The sequence below is a fragment of the Microbacterium sp. F2E genome, assembly GCF_020905435.1.
GTDB classification, from domain to species: domain Bacteria; phylum Actinomycetota; class Actinomycetes; order Actinomycetales; family Microbacteriaceae; genus Microbacterium; species Microbacterium lacticum.
On sequence record NZ_JAJJIB010000008.1, the window covers coordinates 103,058 to 117,514 of the forward strand.

14 protein-coding genes are annotated in these 14,457 nt (G+C 71.5%); 5 read left to right on the forward strand and 9 right to left on the reverse strand.

Annotation, left to right across the window (positions count from 1 at the left end):
* Nucleotides 1-99: 99 nt before the first annotated feature.
* Nucleotides 100-1,935: a long-chain fatty acid--CoA ligase gene (locus tag LOK55_RS08140; protein ID WP_229934969.1), complete on the forward strand. Its 1,836-nt coding sequence runs from the start codon at nt 100-102 to the stop codon at nt 1,933-1,935.
* Nucleotides 1,936-2,015: 80 nt separating this feature from the next.
* On the opposite strand, the gene LOK55_RS08145 is transcribed toward LOK55_RS08140, so the two are convergent.
* From LOK55_RS08145 to LOK55_RS08155, 3 genes are read right to left on the reverse strand one after another with little or no spacing between them, the layout of a single operon-like run.
* Nucleotides 2,016-2,507, reverse strand: coding sequence for a peptide deformylase (locus LOK55_RS08145; RefSeq protein WP_229934970.1), 492 nt, complete (start codon nt 2,505-2,507; stop codon nt 2,016-2,018).
* On the reverse strand, nt 2,507-3,991 hold the full coding sequence (locus LOK55_RS08150; protein ID WP_229934971.1) for a MinD/ParA family protein: 1,485 nt from the start codon (nt 3,989-3,991) through the stop codon (nt 2,507-2,509). Before LOK55_RS08150 ends, LOK55_RS08145 begins: the two co-directional genes overlap by 1 nt.
* A gap of 48 nt (nt 3,992-4,039) precedes the next feature.
* Complete coding sequence (locus LOK55_RS08155) at nt 4,040-7,447, reverse strand: pyruvate carboxylase (protein ID WP_229934972.1); 3,408 nt, start codon at nt 7,445-7,447, stop codon at nt 4,040-4,042.
* Between the two features lie 103 nt (nt 7,448-7,550).
* Between LOK55_RS08155 and LOK55_RS08160 the strand changes: the two genes are divergently transcribed.
* Nucleotides 7,551-8,357, forward strand: a complete 807-nt coding sequence (locus LOK55_RS08160) for a ParA family protein (protein ID WP_196325020.1) — start codon at nt 7,551-7,553, stop codon at nt 8,355-8,357.
* Between the two features lie 69 nt (nt 8,358-8,426).
* Here LOK55_RS08160 and LOK55_RS08165 read toward each other — a convergent pair whose 3' ends face one another.
* The 3 genes from LOK55_RS08165 to LOK55_RS08175 all read right to left on the reverse strand — a co-directional run bounded on the left by LOK55_RS08165 (nt 8,427) and on the right by LOK55_RS08175 (nt 10,240).
* Nucleotides 8,427-8,972 (reverse strand): MerR family transcriptional regulator, encoded by a 546-nt coding sequence (locus LOK55_RS08165; protein ID WP_141378620.1) that lies wholly within the window; start codon nt 8,970-8,972, stop codon nt 8,427-8,429.
* A 93-nt stretch (nt 8,973-9,065) separates the two neighbouring features.
* On the reverse strand, nt 9,066-9,746 hold the full coding sequence (locus LOK55_RS08170; RefSeq protein ID WP_229934973.1) for a MerR family transcriptional regulator: 681 nt from the start codon (nt 9,744-9,746) through the stop codon (nt 9,066-9,068).
* On the reverse strand, nt 9,743-10,240 hold the full coding sequence (locus LOK55_RS08175) for an FHA domain-containing protein (RefSeq protein WP_374107637.1): 498 nt from the start codon (nt 10,238-10,240) through the stop codon (nt 9,743-9,745). Before LOK55_RS08175 ends, LOK55_RS08170 begins: the two co-directional genes overlap by 4 nt.
* A 169-nt stretch (nt 10,241-10,409) precedes the next feature.
* Here LOK55_RS08175 and LOK55_RS08180 point away from each other — a divergent pair, with 169 nt between their 5' ends.
* Nucleotides 10,410-10,757 carry a hypothetical protein gene (locus LOK55_RS08180; RefSeq protein WP_229934974.1) on the forward strand — a complete coding sequence of 116 codons (348 nt, stop codon included), beginning with the start codon at nt 10,410-10,412 and terminating at the stop codon, nt 10,755-10,757.
* A gap of 47 nt (nt 10,758-10,804) precedes the next feature.
* Here the strand turns inward: LOK55_RS08180 and LOK55_RS08185 are convergent, their stop codons facing one another.
* Nucleotides 10,805-11,200 carry a hypothetical protein gene (locus LOK55_RS08185; protein ID WP_229934975.1) on the reverse strand — a complete coding sequence of 132 codons (396 nt, stop codon included), beginning with the start codon at nt 11,198-11,200 and terminating at the stop codon, nt 10,805-10,807.
* A gap of 131 nt (nt 11,201-11,331) precedes the next feature.
* Between LOK55_RS08185 and LOK55_RS08190 the strand changes: the two genes are divergently transcribed.
* Both LOK55_RS08190 and lpdA read left to right on the forward strand, forming a co-directional pair.
* Nucleotides 11,332-11,985: a copper resistance protein CopC gene (locus tag LOK55_RS08190; RefSeq protein WP_229934976.1), complete on the forward strand. Its 654-nt coding sequence runs from the start codon at nt 11,332-11,334 to the stop codon at nt 11,983-11,985.
* 9 nt (nt 11,986-11,994) lie between these two features.
* On the forward strand, nt 11,995-13,395 hold the full coding sequence (lpdA, locus tag LOK55_RS08195) for a dihydrolipoyl dehydrogenase (protein WP_141378610.1): 1,401 nt from the start codon (nt 11,995-11,997) through the stop codon (nt 13,393-13,395).
* 66 nt (nt 13,396-13,461) lie between these two features.
* On the opposite strand, the gene LOK55_RS08200 is transcribed toward lpdA, so the two are convergent.
* Both LOK55_RS08200 and LOK55_RS08205 read right to left on the reverse strand, forming a co-directional pair.
* A complete protein-coding gene (locus LOK55_RS08200; RefSeq protein ID WP_141378608.1) occupies nt 13,462-14,121 on the reverse strand; it encodes a CYTH domain-containing protein in 660 nt (219 codons plus the stop codon).
* A gap of 7 nt (nt 14,122-14,128) precedes the next feature.
* Nucleotides 14,129-14,353 carry a response regulator gene (locus tag LOK55_RS08205; protein ID WP_141378606.1) on the reverse strand — a complete coding sequence of 75 codons (225 nt, stop codon included), beginning with the start codon at nt 14,351-14,353 and terminating at the stop codon, nt 14,129-14,131.
* Between the last annotated feature and the right edge of the window lie 104 nt (nt 14,354-14,457).

The window sequence follows — 14,457 nt, forward strand, 5'->3', positions numbered from 1 at the left end:
TCCTGGGCGAGCCCGCCGCGAGACTGAGTGTCAGCACCCGTTAGACTCGATTCCACCCGTCACCTCGACGTCACCCGGTACCGAAGGAGTTGCCGCCCCATGAGCGCCGCCGTCCAGTTCGAAGTTCCCGCCGTCGTGCCTGCCGACCCGAACGCCAACATCGCCGATCTGCTCGTCGAGCGGGTGCGCGCGACCCCGTCGCTCGCCCTGTTCGCCGTGCCCGAGGGCGCCGGCTGGCGCGACATCACCGCCGCGGAGTTCCAGCGCCAGGTGATCGAGCTCGCGAAGGGGTTCGTCGCCGCGGGCATCGAGCCGGGCGACAAGGTCGCCTTCATCGCCCGCACCACCTACGAGTGGTCGCTCGTCGACTTCGCGCTCTTCTTCGCCGGGGCTGTGATGGTGCCCGTCTACGAGACGAGCTCCGCCGCGCAGATCAGCTGGATCGTCTCCGACTCCGGCGCGATCGCCGTGCTCTCCGAGTCGGAGGAGCACGCCGCCCGCGTCGCCGAGGTGCGGGACGAGCTCCCCCTCGTGCGCGACACCTGGAGCATGGCATCCGGTGCCCTCGACACCCTGCGCGCCGGCGGCGTCTCGGTCGACGACGGCGAGATCGAGCGCCGCCGCGGCCTCGCCGTCGGCTCCGACATCGCGACCCTCATCTACACGTCCGGATCGACCGGTCGGCCGAAGGGATGCGTGCTCACGCACAGCAACTTCGTCGAGCTGGCCCGCAACTCCGCCACGTCGCTCGAAGAGGTCGTGAACACACCCGGCGCCTCGACGCTGCTGTTCATCACGACGGCGCACGTGTTCGCGCGCTTCATCTCGATCCTCGACGTGCACGCCGGCGTCAAGACGGGCCACCAGCCCGACACCAAGCAGCTACTGCCGGCGCTCGGCTCCTTCCAGCCGACGTTCCTCCTCGCCGTGCCGCGCGTGTTCGAGAAGGTCTACAACTCGGCCGAGCAGAAGGCCGAGGCGGGCGGCAAGGGCAAGATCTTCCGCGCCGCCGCCGCGACCGCCGTCGAGCACTCCGCGCTCCTGCAGGACGGCAAGAAGGTGCCGCTGTTGACCAAGATCAAGTTCGCGCTGTTCGACAAGCTCGTCTACAGCAAGCTGCGCGAGGCGATGGGCGGGCGCGTCACGTACGCCGTGTCGGGCTCGGCGCCGCTCGGCCCGCGACTCGGCCACTTCTTCCACAGCCTCGGCGTGACGATCCTCGAGGGCTACGGCCTCACCGAGACGACCGCCCCCGCGACCGTGAACACTCCCGAGAAGGCGAAGATCGGCACCATCGGTCCGGTGCTGCCGGGTGTCGGCGTGCGCCTCGCCGAGGACGGCGAGATCGAGGTGCGCGGCATCAACGTCTTCAAGGAGTACTGGCGCAACCCCGAGGCGACCGCGGCCGCCTTCGACGGCGACTGGTTCAAGACCGGCGACCTCGGCTCGTTCGACGACGAGGGGTTCCTCTCGATCACCGGCCGCAAGAAGGAGATCATCGTCACCGCGGGCGGCAAGAACGTCGCGCCGGCCGCGCTCGAAGACCCGATCCGCGCGAACCCGATCGTCGGGCAGGTCGTCGTCGTCGGCGACCAGAAGCCCTTCATCGCGGCGCTCGTGACGCTCGACCCCGAGATGCTGCCCACGTGGCTCTCCAACAACGGGCTGCCGGCCGACATGTCGCTCGAAGAGGCGGCGAAGAACCCGAAGGTGCGTGACGAGGTGCAGCTGGCGGTCGACCGCGCGAACAAGTCGGTCTCGCGCGCCGAGTCGATCCGCAAGTTCACGATCCTGCCCGTCGAGTGGACCGAGGGCAGCGGCCACCTGACGCCGAAGATGAGCATCAAGCGCGGGGTCATCCTCGACGACTTCGCCGACGCCGTCGACGAGATCTACACCGTGCCGGTCAACACCACGAACGTGTCGCTCGGCTGACACGCCTCACCGGATCGGGGACCGCGCGGGAGACCGCCGGTCCCCGTTCCGTCTCCCGTCGCCGCGGGGCGCCGCGCGGCTCAGAACCAGGAGCTCTCGCGCACCTCGCGCATCGCCGTCTTGCGGTCGGCGGGGCTGAGGCGCGAGAGGTACAGCATGCCGTCGAGGTGATCGGTCTCGTGCTGCAGCGCCTGGGCGAGCAGCCCGTCGCCCTCGAGCACGATGTCGTTGCCGTCGAGGTCGATGCCGGTGACGCGCGCCCACGGGTGGCGGAGCGCGTCGTGCCAGAGGCCGGGCACCGACAGGCATCCCTCCCCCACCGGCTGCGGCTCGCCGCGCACTTCGGCGAGCATCGGGTTCAGCACGTACCCGATGTCGCCGTCGATGTTGTAGCTGAAGGCGCGCAGCGCGACACCGATCTGCGGCGCCGCGACCCCCGCACGACCGGGCAGCTCGACCGTGTCGACGAGGTCGGTCACGAGAGCGCGCACGCCCTCGTCGATCACGTCGATCGGTGCGCTGACGGCGCGGAGCACGGGGTCGCCGAAGAGGCGGATCTCGCGAACGGCCATCAGGCGGCGACCGACGAGGCGCGCAGACCCTCGACGACGATCGCGGCGAGCTCGCGCGCGGCGTCGCGGGTCTCGGGCTGCAGGTCGCGGAACGAGATCGCGCTGCCCGACGCGATGTGCGGGTCGTAGGGCAGGCGGACGACGGCGCGCACCCGGCTGCGGAAGTGCGCGTCGAGCTCGTCGGCGCGCACGAGCGCCGCGCCGGGACGGGAGGTGTTCAGCACCACGACGGCGGAGCGCACGCGCTCGGCGTAGCCGTTCGACTCGAGCCAGGTGAGCGTCTCCGACGCGAGGCGGGCCTCGTCGATGCTCAGCCCCGCGACGATGACGAGCTCGTCGGCGTGCTCGAGGGTCGCCTCCATGACCGAGTGCACGATGCCCGTGCCGGTGTCGGTGAGCACGACCGAGTAGAAGTGCGCCGCGACCTCGGCGACGTCGCGGTAGTCGGCGTCGCTGAATGCCTCGGACACGTGCGGGTCGGCGTCGGAGGCGAGCACGTCGAGGCGCGTGTGGTCGCGCGCGACGATCTGCGAGATGTCGTTGAAGCCGTGCACGTCGCCGCGCGCCCGCACGAGGTCGCGCACGGTCTTGCCGCTCGTGCGCCCGACCCGCTCGGCGAGGGTGCCGCGGTCCGGGTTCGCGTCGACGGCGATGATGCGATCCTCACGGGCATCCGCGAGCGCCATGCCGAGGAGCGTCGTGACGGTCGTCTTGCCGACGCCGCCCTTGCGCGAGAGGACGGGCACGAACCGCGCGCCGCCGGACAGCGGCGCGGCGATGCGATCGTCGAGCTGTTTGCGCGCGCGGGCGCGCTTGCTGTCGCCGAGGTTGATGCGCCGGCCCGACAGCGTGTAGACGAGGTGCCGCCACGCACCCTCCGGCTCGGGCCGGACGACGTGCGCGGGGTCGAGCAGGCGGTCGGCGGTGAGCAGGTCGGAGCTCTCGCGGTCGACCTCGAAGTCGCCGAGTCGGCGCGACTGCAGCGTGATCTCGGAGGTGCGCGGGCGCACCCGCTCGTGGTGGTCGAGCTCGGCGCGGGACGCGTCGGAGGCGGCGGGCGCGGTCGCCGAGGTGGATGCCACGGAGGAGGATGCCTGAGCCGCGGCCGCGGTCTTCGGTGCGGGAGCGGTCTTCGCCGCGGCTGGCGATGCGGCCGCGGCCGCCGACACCGACGCCTTCGGCGCGGGCTCCGCGGAGGCCGTGGAGACGGATGCCACGGGCACCGCCGTCGTCGCGGGGGCCTCGCCCCGCACCTCGTCGCGCTCGGCCGGCGGCTGCTCGAGCTGCACGAGCGTCACGTCCTCGCCGCGCACGACGTCGTCGTCGAAGTCGTCCTCTTCGTCGAAGGCCGTCGGCAGCGTCACCTCGACCTGCGCGGTCGCCCCCTCGACGATGCCGATGCCGGTCGTCTCCGTGCCGTCGGTCGTGGCCAGCACGCCGTTGTCGGCGTTCTCGCCCTCGTTCTCGTTACGCTCAGGCGCCACGTTCCACACTCCAGATCACTCGTGGACGCCGTGCGCCCCCGCCCCAGGCTAGTCGGCGGGTCGGAGGACGAGCAAAAGATCTCCCGCTTCGACCGGGGCCGTGCCCGAGACGACGGTACGCTCGACGACGCCCGCGACCGGAGCCGTGATCGCCGCCTCCATCTTCATCGCCTCGATGGATGCCACGGCCTGACCCGCCTGCACCTTGTCGCCGACGGCGACCTTCACGGTCACCGCGCCCGAGAAGGGCGCCGCCACCTGGCCGGGCTTGGACGTGTCGGCGCGCTCGGCGCGACGGGTCTCGACGGCGATGCTGCGGTCGCGCACGAACACGGGACGCAACTGCCCGTTGAGCGTCGTCATGACGGTGCGCATGCCGGCGGCATCCGGTTCGCCGATCGCCTCGAGCCCGACGTAGAGCTGCACGCCGGGGTCGATCTCGGCGACGTGCTCCTCGCCCGGCTTCAGGCCGTAGAAGTAGTCGGGCGTGCCGAGGGCCGACAGGTCGCCGAACTCCGCGCGTAGCTGCTCGAACTCGCGGGCGGGCGCCGGGAAGAGTAGCCGGTTGAGCGTCTGGCGGCGCTCGGCCGCGTCGCCGGCGAGCCCGCTCTCCTCGTCGGCGGTGAGCGGCGGGACCTCCACCGTCACCTCACGGCCCGCGAGCACCTTCGAGCGGAACGGCTCGGGCCACCCGCCAGGGAGGTCGCCGAGTTCACCGGCCATGAAGCCCACGACCGAGTCGGGGATGTCGTAGGCCTGCGGGTTCTCCTCGAAGTCGGCCGGGTCGGCGTTCGCCGCGACGAGCGCGAGGGCGAGATCGCCGACCACCTTCGACGACGGCGTCACCTTCGGGATGCGCCCGAGAATGCGGTCGGCGGCGGCGTACATGTCCTCGATGCGCTCGAACTGGTCGGCGAGGCCGAGCGCGATCGCCTGCTGGCGCAGGTTCGAGAGCTGGCCACCGGGGATCTCGTGGTGGTAGACGCGCCCGGTGGGGCCCGGCAGGCCCGACTCGAACGGGCGGTACAGGTGACGCACCGCCTCCCAGTAGGGCTCGAGGGCGCTGACCGCGTCGAGGTCGAGGCCCGTGTCGCGCTCGGTGTGCGCGAGGGCGGCGACGATGGCCGAGAGCGAGGGCTGGCTCGTCGTTCCGGCGAGGGGCGCGGCCGCGGCATCCACCGCATCGGCCCCGGCCGCGCTCGCGGCGAGGAGCGTCGCGAGCTGACCTCCGGCGGTGTCGTGCGTGTGCACGTGCACCGGCAGGTCGAACCGTTCGCGGAGCGCCGTGACGAGCCGCGCCGCCGCGGCGGGCCGGAGGAGCCCCGCCATGTCCTTGATCGCGAGGATGTGCGCCCCGGATGCCGCGATGCGGTCGGCCAGGCGCAGATAGTAGTCCAGGGTGTAGAGCGACTCGGCGGGGTCGAGGAGGTCGGAGGTGTAGCAGACCGCCACCTCGGCCACCGCGGTGCCGGTCTCGAGCACCGCCGAGATCGCCGGCAGCATCTGGTCGACGTCGTTCAGCGCGTCGAAGATGCGGAAGATGTCGACGCCGGTCGCCGCCGCCTCGGCGACGAAGGCATCCGTCACCGCCGTCGGCCGCGGCGTGTAGCCGACGGTGTTGCGCCCGCGCAGCAGCATCTGGATCGGGATGTTCGGCATCGCGTCGCGGAGCGCCTCGAGGCGCTCCCACGGGTCTTCGGCGAGGAACCGCAGCGCGACGTCGTAGGTCGCTCCGCCCCACGCCTCGACCGAGAGCAGCTGCGGGGTCATCCGGGCCACGTGCGGTCCGACGCGCACGAGGTCGCGCGTGCGCACCCGGGTGGCGAGGAGCGACTGGTGCGCGTCGCGGAACGTCGTCTCGGTGACCGCGAGGGCGGTCTGGGCGCGCAGCGCCTGGGCGAACCCAGCGGGGCCGAGCTCGCGCAGCACGTCACGCCCGCCGCGCGGCGGCGGCGCCTGCAGATCGATCTGCGGCAGCTTGCTGCCCGGCGAGACCGACAGCGGCTTCTCGCCGTAGGGCTGGTTCACGGTCACGTCGGCGAGCCACTTGAGCAGCTTCGTGGCGCGGTCGCGGGAGGGGTTGCGGGTGAGCAGCTCGGGCCGCTCGTCGATGAACGAGGTCGACACGTCGCCCGCGACGAAGGCGGCGTCGTCGAGCACCGCGCGCAGGAACGGGATGTTCGTCGAGACGCCGCGGATGCGGAACTCCGCGAGCGCCCGCCGCGCCCGGGCGACCGCGGCCGGGAAGTCGCGCCCGCGGCAGGTGAGCTTGGCGAGCATCGAGTCGAAGTGCGGGCTGATCTGCGAGCCCGCCGCCGTCGTGCCGCCGTCGAGGCGGATGCCGGCGCCGCCGGGCGAGCGGTACGTGGTGATGCGTCCGGTGTCGGGACGGAAGCCCTGCGAGGGGTCTTCCGTCGTGATGCGGCACTGCAGGGCCGCGCCGCGCAGGTGGATGTTCTCCTGGTGGAGGCCGAGGTCGGCGAGGGTCTCCCCCGCCGCGATCCGGATCTGCGACTGCACGAGGTCGACGTCGGTGACCTCCTCGGTCACGGTGTGCTCGACCTGGATGCGCGGGTTCATCTCGATGAAGACGACCTCGCCGGTGCGCGGCCCGGCCGTCTCGAGGAGGAACTCCACCGTGCCGGCGTTCTCGTACCCGATCGACCGGGCGAACGCGACGGCGTGGGCGTGCAGGCTTGCGGCGATCTCCGGGTCGAGGTTCGGCGCGGGCGCGATCTCGATGACCTTCTGGTGGCGGCGCTGCACCGAGCAGTCGCGCTCGAACAGGTGCACGGTCTCCCCCGTGGCATCCGCGAGGATCTGCACCTCGATGTGCCGGGGGCGCAGCACCGCCTGCTCGAGGAAGACGCGCCCATCGCCGAAGGCCGCCTCGGCCTCGCGCGACGCCTCGGCGATCGCGGGCGGCAGCTCTCCGGCGGTCTCGACGCGGCGCATGCCGCGGCCGCCGCCGCCGGCGACCGCCTTGACGAAGATGGGGAAGCCGATCTCCTCGGCCTGGGCGACGAGGCTGTCGACGTCGTCGGATGCCTCGGTGGAGCGCAGCACCGGGACGCCGGCCGCAATGGCGTGGTGCTTCGCGGTCACCTTGTTGCCGGCCATCTCGAGCGCGCGGGCGGGCGGTCCGATGAACACGATGCCGTTCTCGGCCGCTCGGGCGGCGAGGTCGGGGTTCTCCGACAGGAAACCATAGCCGGGGTAGATCGCGTCGGCCCCGGCGGCGAGCGCCACGCGGATGATCTCGTCGATGTCGAGGTAGGCGCGCACCGGATGCCCGGGCTCGCCGATCTCATACGACTCGTCGGCCTTCTGCCGGTGCAGCGACCCCCGGTCCTCCCAGGGGAAGACGGCGACCGTGCGGGCGCCCAGTTCGACGGCGGCGCGGAACCCTCGGATGGCGATTTCGCCACGGTTCGCGACCAGGATCTTTCGGAACATGCTCACCTCTTACGGAGAGGCCGGCGTGCGACATCACACGCCGGGGGTGCCAAGTGGACAGCTGAGTGTCCTCACAGCCTAGGGGACGGTAACGTAGAGCCTCGTGCACGTACTTTCCGTCTCCTCACTCAAGGGGGGTGTCGGCAAGACGACCGTCACGCTCGGCCTCGCCTCTGCGGCGTTCGCCCGCGGCGTGCGGACTCTCGTCGTCGACCTCGACCCGCAGTCCGACGTGTCGACGGGCATGGACATCCAGGTCGCCGGGCGCCTGAACGTCGCCGACGTGCTCGCCAACCCCAAGGAGAAGGTCGTCCGTCAGGCGATCACCTCGAGCGGCTGGGCGAAGGTGCACGCGGGCACGATCGACGTGATGATCGGCAGCCCCTCGGCGATCAACTTCGACGGCCCGCACCCGAGCGTGCGCGACGTGTGGAAGCTGGAGGAGGCCCTCGCCACGATCGAGGTCGACTACGACCTCGTGCTGATCGACTGCGCGCCGTCGCTCAACGCGCTCACCCGCACCGCGTGGGCGGCGTCGGACCGCGTCATCGTCGTCACCGAGCCCGGCCTGTTCTCGGTGGCTGCCGCCGACCGGGCGCTCCGCGCGATCGAGGAGATCCGCCGCGGCCTGTCGCCACGCCTGCAGCCCCTCGGCATCGTCGTCAACCGCGTGCGTCCACAGTCGATCGAGCACCAGTTCCGCATCAAGGAGCTCCGCGACATGTTCGGGCCGCTCGTGCTCTCTCCGCAGCTGCCCGAGCGCACCTCGCTGCAGCAGGCGCAGGGCGCGGCGAAGCCCCTGCACATCTGGCCGGGCGACTCCGCTCAGGAGCTCGCCGGCGACTTCGACGCGCTGCTCGACCGCGTCATGCGCACCGGACGCATCGCGGCCGGCGAACAGCGCGCCTGATCGCTTCCGATCCGCTCACGCGGCTCGGCGATCCCTGATGTCGTGACCGGCTGACGCCGACGCGCGCCGTCAGGCGGAGCGGACGGCGCGGCGTGCCGCGAGTTCGTCGACCGGGTCGGGCGCCTGCGGGTCGAAGTCGAGCAGGGTCGACTCCACCTCGTGCAGCACCTTGCCGACGGCGATGCCGAACACTCCCTGGCCGCGGCTGACGAGGTCGATGACCTCGTCGTTCGACGTGCACAGGTACACCGAGGCGCCGTCGCTCATGAGCGTCGTACCCGCAAGATCGCGGATGCCCGCGGCGCGCAGCTGGTCGACGGCGGTGCGGATCTGCTGCAGCGAGATGCCGGTGTCGAGCAGGCGCTTGACGAGCTTCAGAACGAGGATGTCGCGGAAGCCGTACAGCCGCTGCGAGCCTGAGCCCTTCGCCCCGCGGACGGTGGGCTGCACCAGCTCGGTACGGGCCCAATAGTCGAGCTGGCGGTAGGTGATGCCGGCCGCGCGAGCGGCGACCGCACCGCGATAGCCGACCTCGTCGTCCATCTGCGGCAGCCCGTCGGTGAACAGCAGCTCGGACCCGAACTGCGCGTCACCGGGCACGTCATGCTCGCTCATTTGCGCCTCCAGCCGATGTGCTTCCACGGTAGATCAGAGGTGCCTCACCGGCAACGACATCCGCATTCGGGCCGTCGGCGTGTCGCGCCGCGCTCACGGCGCGAGCCGGTCGAGCGCCGCGGTCACGAACGCCGCGCGCACCTCGTCGAGTCGGCGCAGCAGCTCGGGGGCGAGTTCGTTCGCCCGCGCCCGCGAGGCGGCGTCGGTGCGGCGCAGGAGCGGCGCGAGCGCGCTGCCGACGAGGGCGACCTCGCGTTCGGCGGCCTGCCGCATGCCGCGGACGTGCCGTGGCTGGATGCCATGGGCGCCCAGCGCCACGAGGGCTCGCAGGAGGGTCAGGGCGCGCTCGTCGTAGCTCTCCCCCGCGGTCACGAGGCCGGCGCTCACGGCGCCTTCGAGAAGCGCGGGCGACGCCCCCGCGGTGGCGAGCAGCTCGTCGCGGCGGTAACGGCGCGGTGCCTCGAGGATCGACGGCGGCAGCACGACGCCCTCCTCGCCGTCGTGGGCGTCGAGGTACTCGCGGATGCGTGCCAGCTTGAAGTCATGGTCGCGCTGCAGCGTGAGCGCGGTGCGCAGGCGCGCGACGTCGGACGGCGAGAACTTGCGGTAGCCGGCTTCGGTGCGCAGCGGCGTGACGAGCCCCTGCTCCTCGAGGTAGCGGAGCTTGCTCGCGCTGAGCTCGGGGAACTCCGGCGTCAGACGTGCGAGCACCTGACCGATGCTCAGGTGCCCCGCGGCCGCCGAGCGTCCGCGGGGTGAGGCTGCCGGCGTCACGCCCCAGCCACCGCTGCGCGGTCGGCGGGCGAGAGGAAGAAGTTCAGGCGGAACTTGCCGATGCGAAGCTCCGCGCCGTCGTCGAGCACGGCGCGGTCGACCCGCTCGCCGTTGACGTAGGTGCCGTTGAGCGAGCGCTGGTCGACGAGTTCGAAGAAGCCGCCCGTGCGGGTGACCTCGGCGTGCCGGCGGGAGACCGTCACATCGTCGAAGAAGATGTCCGCTTCGGGGTGGCGCCCGATCGTCGTCACATCGGTGTCGAGCAGGTAGCGCGCGCCCGCGGTCGGGCCGGAGCGCACGAGCAGCAGCGCCGCGCGCTCGGGGAGGGCCGCGATCGCCTCGAGCTCGGCGTCGGTCAGATCACTGCCGAACGGGGTGAAGGACAGGTCGGAGTCGTGCCCGAAGGTCTGCGTGGTATCCACGGAGCGCGCCGCACCCGCATCGCGTCGGATGTCTTCGGCGCCTCGTACGGCGCCCGTCTCGTTCTCGTTCACGGCGTCCTCCTCCCTCTTCACCCTAACGGATCGGCCCGTCCCGCGAACCCCTCGCGGGCTGCCCGCGCCCCACCGAATGTTGCTCCGTGTGTCGCTCGGTGCGCGGCGGGCGACGCGCCCGACGTACCGTGAAGTCTCACGATCGCCGTACCGACCGAAGGAGCACCCCGTGTCCACGCCCCGCAACCGCCTCGAGACCACCCCGGTGCGTCAGGGCGCGGTCTGCATGTGCGTGCACGGCCGGGCCTGCTCCTCGTTCGCTCCCGGGCACGCCGTGCACCTCATCCAGGCGCGCCTGGCCTCGGCGACGCCCGGCGAATGGCTCGACGCGATCGTGACCACGGTGGATGCCGCGGAGGGCAGCCTGCTGCTGCACACGCTCGATGGCGCGCCGCTGGCGCTGTGGAGCGGCGCGGGCGCCGCCCATCACCTCGTGCCGGGCACCCCGGTCGCCTTCCACCCGCGCTACCACGCCCTCTCGGTGGGCGGGCACCTCTTCAACTGCCTCGCGCTCTGAGCGATCGAGGCATCGCTCACGTCCGGTGAGCTCCCAGCCCGCTGGGCTCAGGCCATCATGGCTTCCTTGACCGCCATGCAGGCGTCCATGCACGCGCGGCACGCGTCGGCACACATCGCGCAGACGGGGCTCTCGTCGGCGTGCGCGCGACACTCGTCCTCGCACATCTGACACATCGCGATGCAGGCGTCGAGCATCGCCATCATCACCGGCGCGGTCATCCCCTGCATGCGCAGCATCGAGCGCATCATCGTGTGGCACATGTCGGCGCAGTTCATGCACGCCGGAGCGCAGTCCATCAGCTGCGTCGAGCAGACCGTGCAGGCCTGCTCGACAGCAGCACAGGCATCCATGCACGCCTGCATCATCGCCATGTCCATCGCCGCCATGCCGTCCATCGCCATCATGCCCTCGGACATGGCGTCCATCATCATGGAGTCCATCTCGCACCCGCTCTCGATCGGAGACGGGCACCGGGACCTGCGATCGTCAACGGGGTCGCAGGCCGCCCGCCTGCCGCCACCGTACCGCGCACGGCCGCGGCGCGACAGGCTCGCCTAGGCTTGGGCGGGTGATGTCACACAGAATTCACACGCCGCGTCCATTCTCCGCCGCCACCGCTCTTCTCGCCCTCATCGTGGGCTTCGCGCTGACACTCGTCGCCTCGCCGGCCTTCGCGCACGACGAGCTGATCGGCTCGTCACCGGCGGCGGGCAGCGAGGTCGACGCCCTGCCGGCCGAGATCACCCTCACCTTCAGCGGCGTGCTCATCGACGGGGCGGGCACGACGCAGATCGTGGTCACGGATGCCTCCGGAGCCGACATCACGGGCGGCGATCCCGTGCTCGACGGCACGAAGGTCACCCAGCCGCTGGCGGCGTCCGCGGCGCCCGGCCTCGTCACGGTCGTGTGGCGGGTGGTCTCGAGCGACGGGCATCCGGTCTCCGACCAGTTCACCTTCACCGTCGCGGGCGGATCGGGCGCGTCCCCCGAGGCGTCGGCATCGGCGAGCTCTCCCGCCGCGAGCTCGCCCGCCGCGAGCTCTCCCGCCGCGGTCGCCCCGACGGGCACCGCACCCTCCCCGACCGAGTCGGCACCGGCCGACGACGCCGGTGACGGCGGCATGTCGCCGGCGGTCTGGATCGGCGCGGGAGTGGCGATCTTCGCCGCGCTCATCGCGGTTTTCACCGCCACCTCGGCCGCGAAGCGCCGTCGCACCGAGGACTAGGCTGGAGGCATGCCTCATTACAACGTCGTCGTCCTCGGCGCCGGCCCCGGCGGCTATGTCGCAGCGGTCCGCGCCGCACAGCTCGGTCAGTCCGTCGCGATCATCGAAGAGAAGTACTGGGGCGGTGTCTGCCTCAACGTCGGCTGCATCCCCTCCAAGGCGCTCCTGAAGAACGCCGAGGTCGTGCACACCCTGAAGCACAAGGCCGACTTCTTCGGCATCTCGGGTGAGTTCACCGCCGACTACGGCGCGGCGTTCGACCGGTCGCGCGTCGTTGCCGACGGGCGCGTCAAGGGCATCCACTACCTGATGAAGAAGAACAAGGTCACCGAGTACGAGGGCCGCGGGCAGTTCACCGGCCCGAAGGCGATCACGGTGACGAAGACTGACGGTCAGACCGAGGAGGTCACGTTCGACAACGTGATCATCGCGACCGGCTCGACCGTTCGACTGCTGCCGGGCGTGACCCTGAGCGAGAACGTCGTGACGTACGAGGAGCAGATCCTCTCGCGCGAGCTGCCCGGCTCGATCGTCATCGTCGGCGCCGGTGCCATCGGCATGGAGTTCGCCTACGTCATGACGAACTACGGCGTGAAGGTCACGATCATCGAGTTCCTCGACCGTGCCCTCCCCAACGAGGACGCGGATGTCTCCAAGGAGATCGCGAAGCAGTACAAGAACCTCGGCGTCGACATCCTCGTCGCCACGAAGGTCGAGACCGTCGTCGACTCCGGCGACAAGGTCACCGTGACGTACTCCGACAACAAGACCGGCGAGAAGGGTCAGATCGAGGCCGACAAGGTGCTCATGTCCATCGGCTTCGCGCCGCGCGTCGAGGGCTTCGGGCTCGAGAACACCGGCGTCGCGCTCACCGACCGCGGTGCGATCGCGATCGACGACTTCATGCGCACGAACGTCGAGGGCATCTACGCGATCGGCGACGTGACCGCCAAGCTGCAGCTCGCACACGTCGCCGAGGCGCAGGGCGTCGTCGCGGCGGAGACCATCGGCGGCGCCGAGACCATGGCGCTCGGCGACTACCGCATGATGCCGCGCGCGACGTTCTGCTCGCCGCAGGTGGCTTCGTTCGGCTACACCGAGGCGCAGTACAAGGAGACCGGCCGCGAGTACAAGGTCGCGACGTTCCCCTTCATGGCCAACGGCAAGGCGCACGGCCTCGGCGAGCCGGTCGGCTTCGTCAAGCTGATCGCGGATGCCGAGCACCTCGAGCTCGTCGGCGGCCACCTCATCGGACCGGATGTCTCGGAGCTCCTCCCCGAGCTGACGCTCGCGCAGAAGTGGGACCTCACCGCGCTCGAGCTGGCGCGCAACGTGCACACGCACCCGACGCTGTCGGAGGCGCTGCAGGAGGCGTTCCACGGGCTCGCGGGCCACATGATCAATCTGTAACCTGGCACCCACACGACGAACGCCGCCCCATCGAAGCCGGGGGCGGCGTTCGCCGTTTGTGTGAGGTCAGAGCCCGAGGGCGCGAGCGAGCTTCGAGTCGGATGCCGCGGGGCGGGCCCCGGCCGCGAGCGCGATCCCGGTCGCGGCGGCGAGCAGCGCGGCGCGCGCGTCGGCGTCGCCCGGCGCGGCGGGTCCGAGCTCGAACTCCCACTCCCGCCAGGTCGTCTCCACTCCGCGGGTCTCGTCGAGGGCGGTGACGTGGTCGTCGACGAACTCGGCGACGACGGCTCCCGAGGCATCCCGCAGCAGGTACGCGTCGCGGCCGTTGCGGATGCGCGCGATGCGGCGGAGGGCGCCCGGCTCGGCAGCCGCGGGTGCGACCGGGGCGAGGGCGGCGACGAGGGCCGCGGACGCGGGGTCGTCGGGGCCGCCGAGCGGCCAGTGCTGCTCGACGCGGCCGCCCTCTGCGCCCTTCGGCCCCTTGATGTGCCAGCCCTCGTCGGGGCCGCCGGTGCGCCGCCGCACGGCATAGCCGGCGCGGCCGAGCGCGAAGCCGGGCACGTCGAAGTACTGCGCGTCGAGCTCCCGCCGCTCGGGCGGATCCACGGATGCCACGCCCGGAAGGCCCGCCCAGGTGGGGACGGCGAGATCGTCCGCGACGTCGAACGTCAGCTCGATCTCGAGCGAACGGCTCGGCTCGTCGCCGCGGACGACCTCGCCGCTCACGCCCGACTCACTGGTTGCGGTCGGCGTCGGGGTCGATGTCGTCTTCGGCCTCGAAGTAGTAGAAGTCGCTCGAGGTGGGCCCGTCGCCCTCCCCCGTGTTCTCCAGTCCGCCCTTGCGCATGTAGACGACCTGCGTCTCGCTGTAGGGCATGACCAGGGCATCCTCGGTCTCGTCGTCGAGCGGCAGGACCTGCCCGTCGAGGGGGCCGCCGTGAAGTCGTGCGATCGCCATCTGAACCTCCGTTGTATGGATGCCGCCAGCCTAACCGTCCCGGCTGGCGGCACCCGTCTCCGCGCCGCGCGTCATCGCGCGCGGCGCGGCACACCCCGCGTGCG

What these genes read in the sequence shown, in the direction of transcription:
- LOK55_RS08140 (WP_229934969.1), top strand. Translation starts at nt 100, where the DNA reads ATGAGCGCCGCCGTCCAGTTCGAAGTTCCCGCCGTCGTGCCTGCCGAC.
- LOK55_RS08145 (WP_229934970.1), bottom strand. Translation starts at nt 2,507, where the DNA reads ATGGCCGTTCGCGAGATCCGCCTCTTCGGCGACCCCGTGCTCCGCGCC.
- LOK55_RS08155 (WP_229934972.1), bottom strand. Translation starts at nt 7,447, where the DNA reads ATGTTCCGAAAGATCCTGGTCGCGAACCGTGGCGAAATCGCCATCCGA.
- LOK55_RS08165 (WP_141378620.1), bottom strand. Translation starts at nt 8,972, where the DNA reads ATGAGCGAGCATGACGTGCCCGGTGACGCGCAGTTCGGGTCCGAGCTG.
- LOK55_RS08185 (WP_229934975.1), bottom strand. Translation starts at nt 11,200, where the DNA reads ATGGACTCCATGATGATGGACGCCATGTCCGAGGGCATGATGGCGATG.
- LOK55_RS08190 (WP_229934976.1), top strand. Translation starts at nt 11,332, where the DNA reads ATGTCACACAGAATTCACACGCCGCGTCCATTCTCCGCCGCCACCGCT.
- lpdA (WP_141378610.1), top strand. Translation starts at nt 11,995, where the DNA reads ATGCCTCATTACAACGTCGTCGTCCTCGGCGCCGGCCCCGGCGGCTAT.
- LOK55_RS08205 (WP_141378606.1), bottom strand. Translation starts at nt 14,353, where the DNA reads ATGGCGATCGCACGACTTCACGGCGGCCCCCTCGACGGGCAGGTCCTG.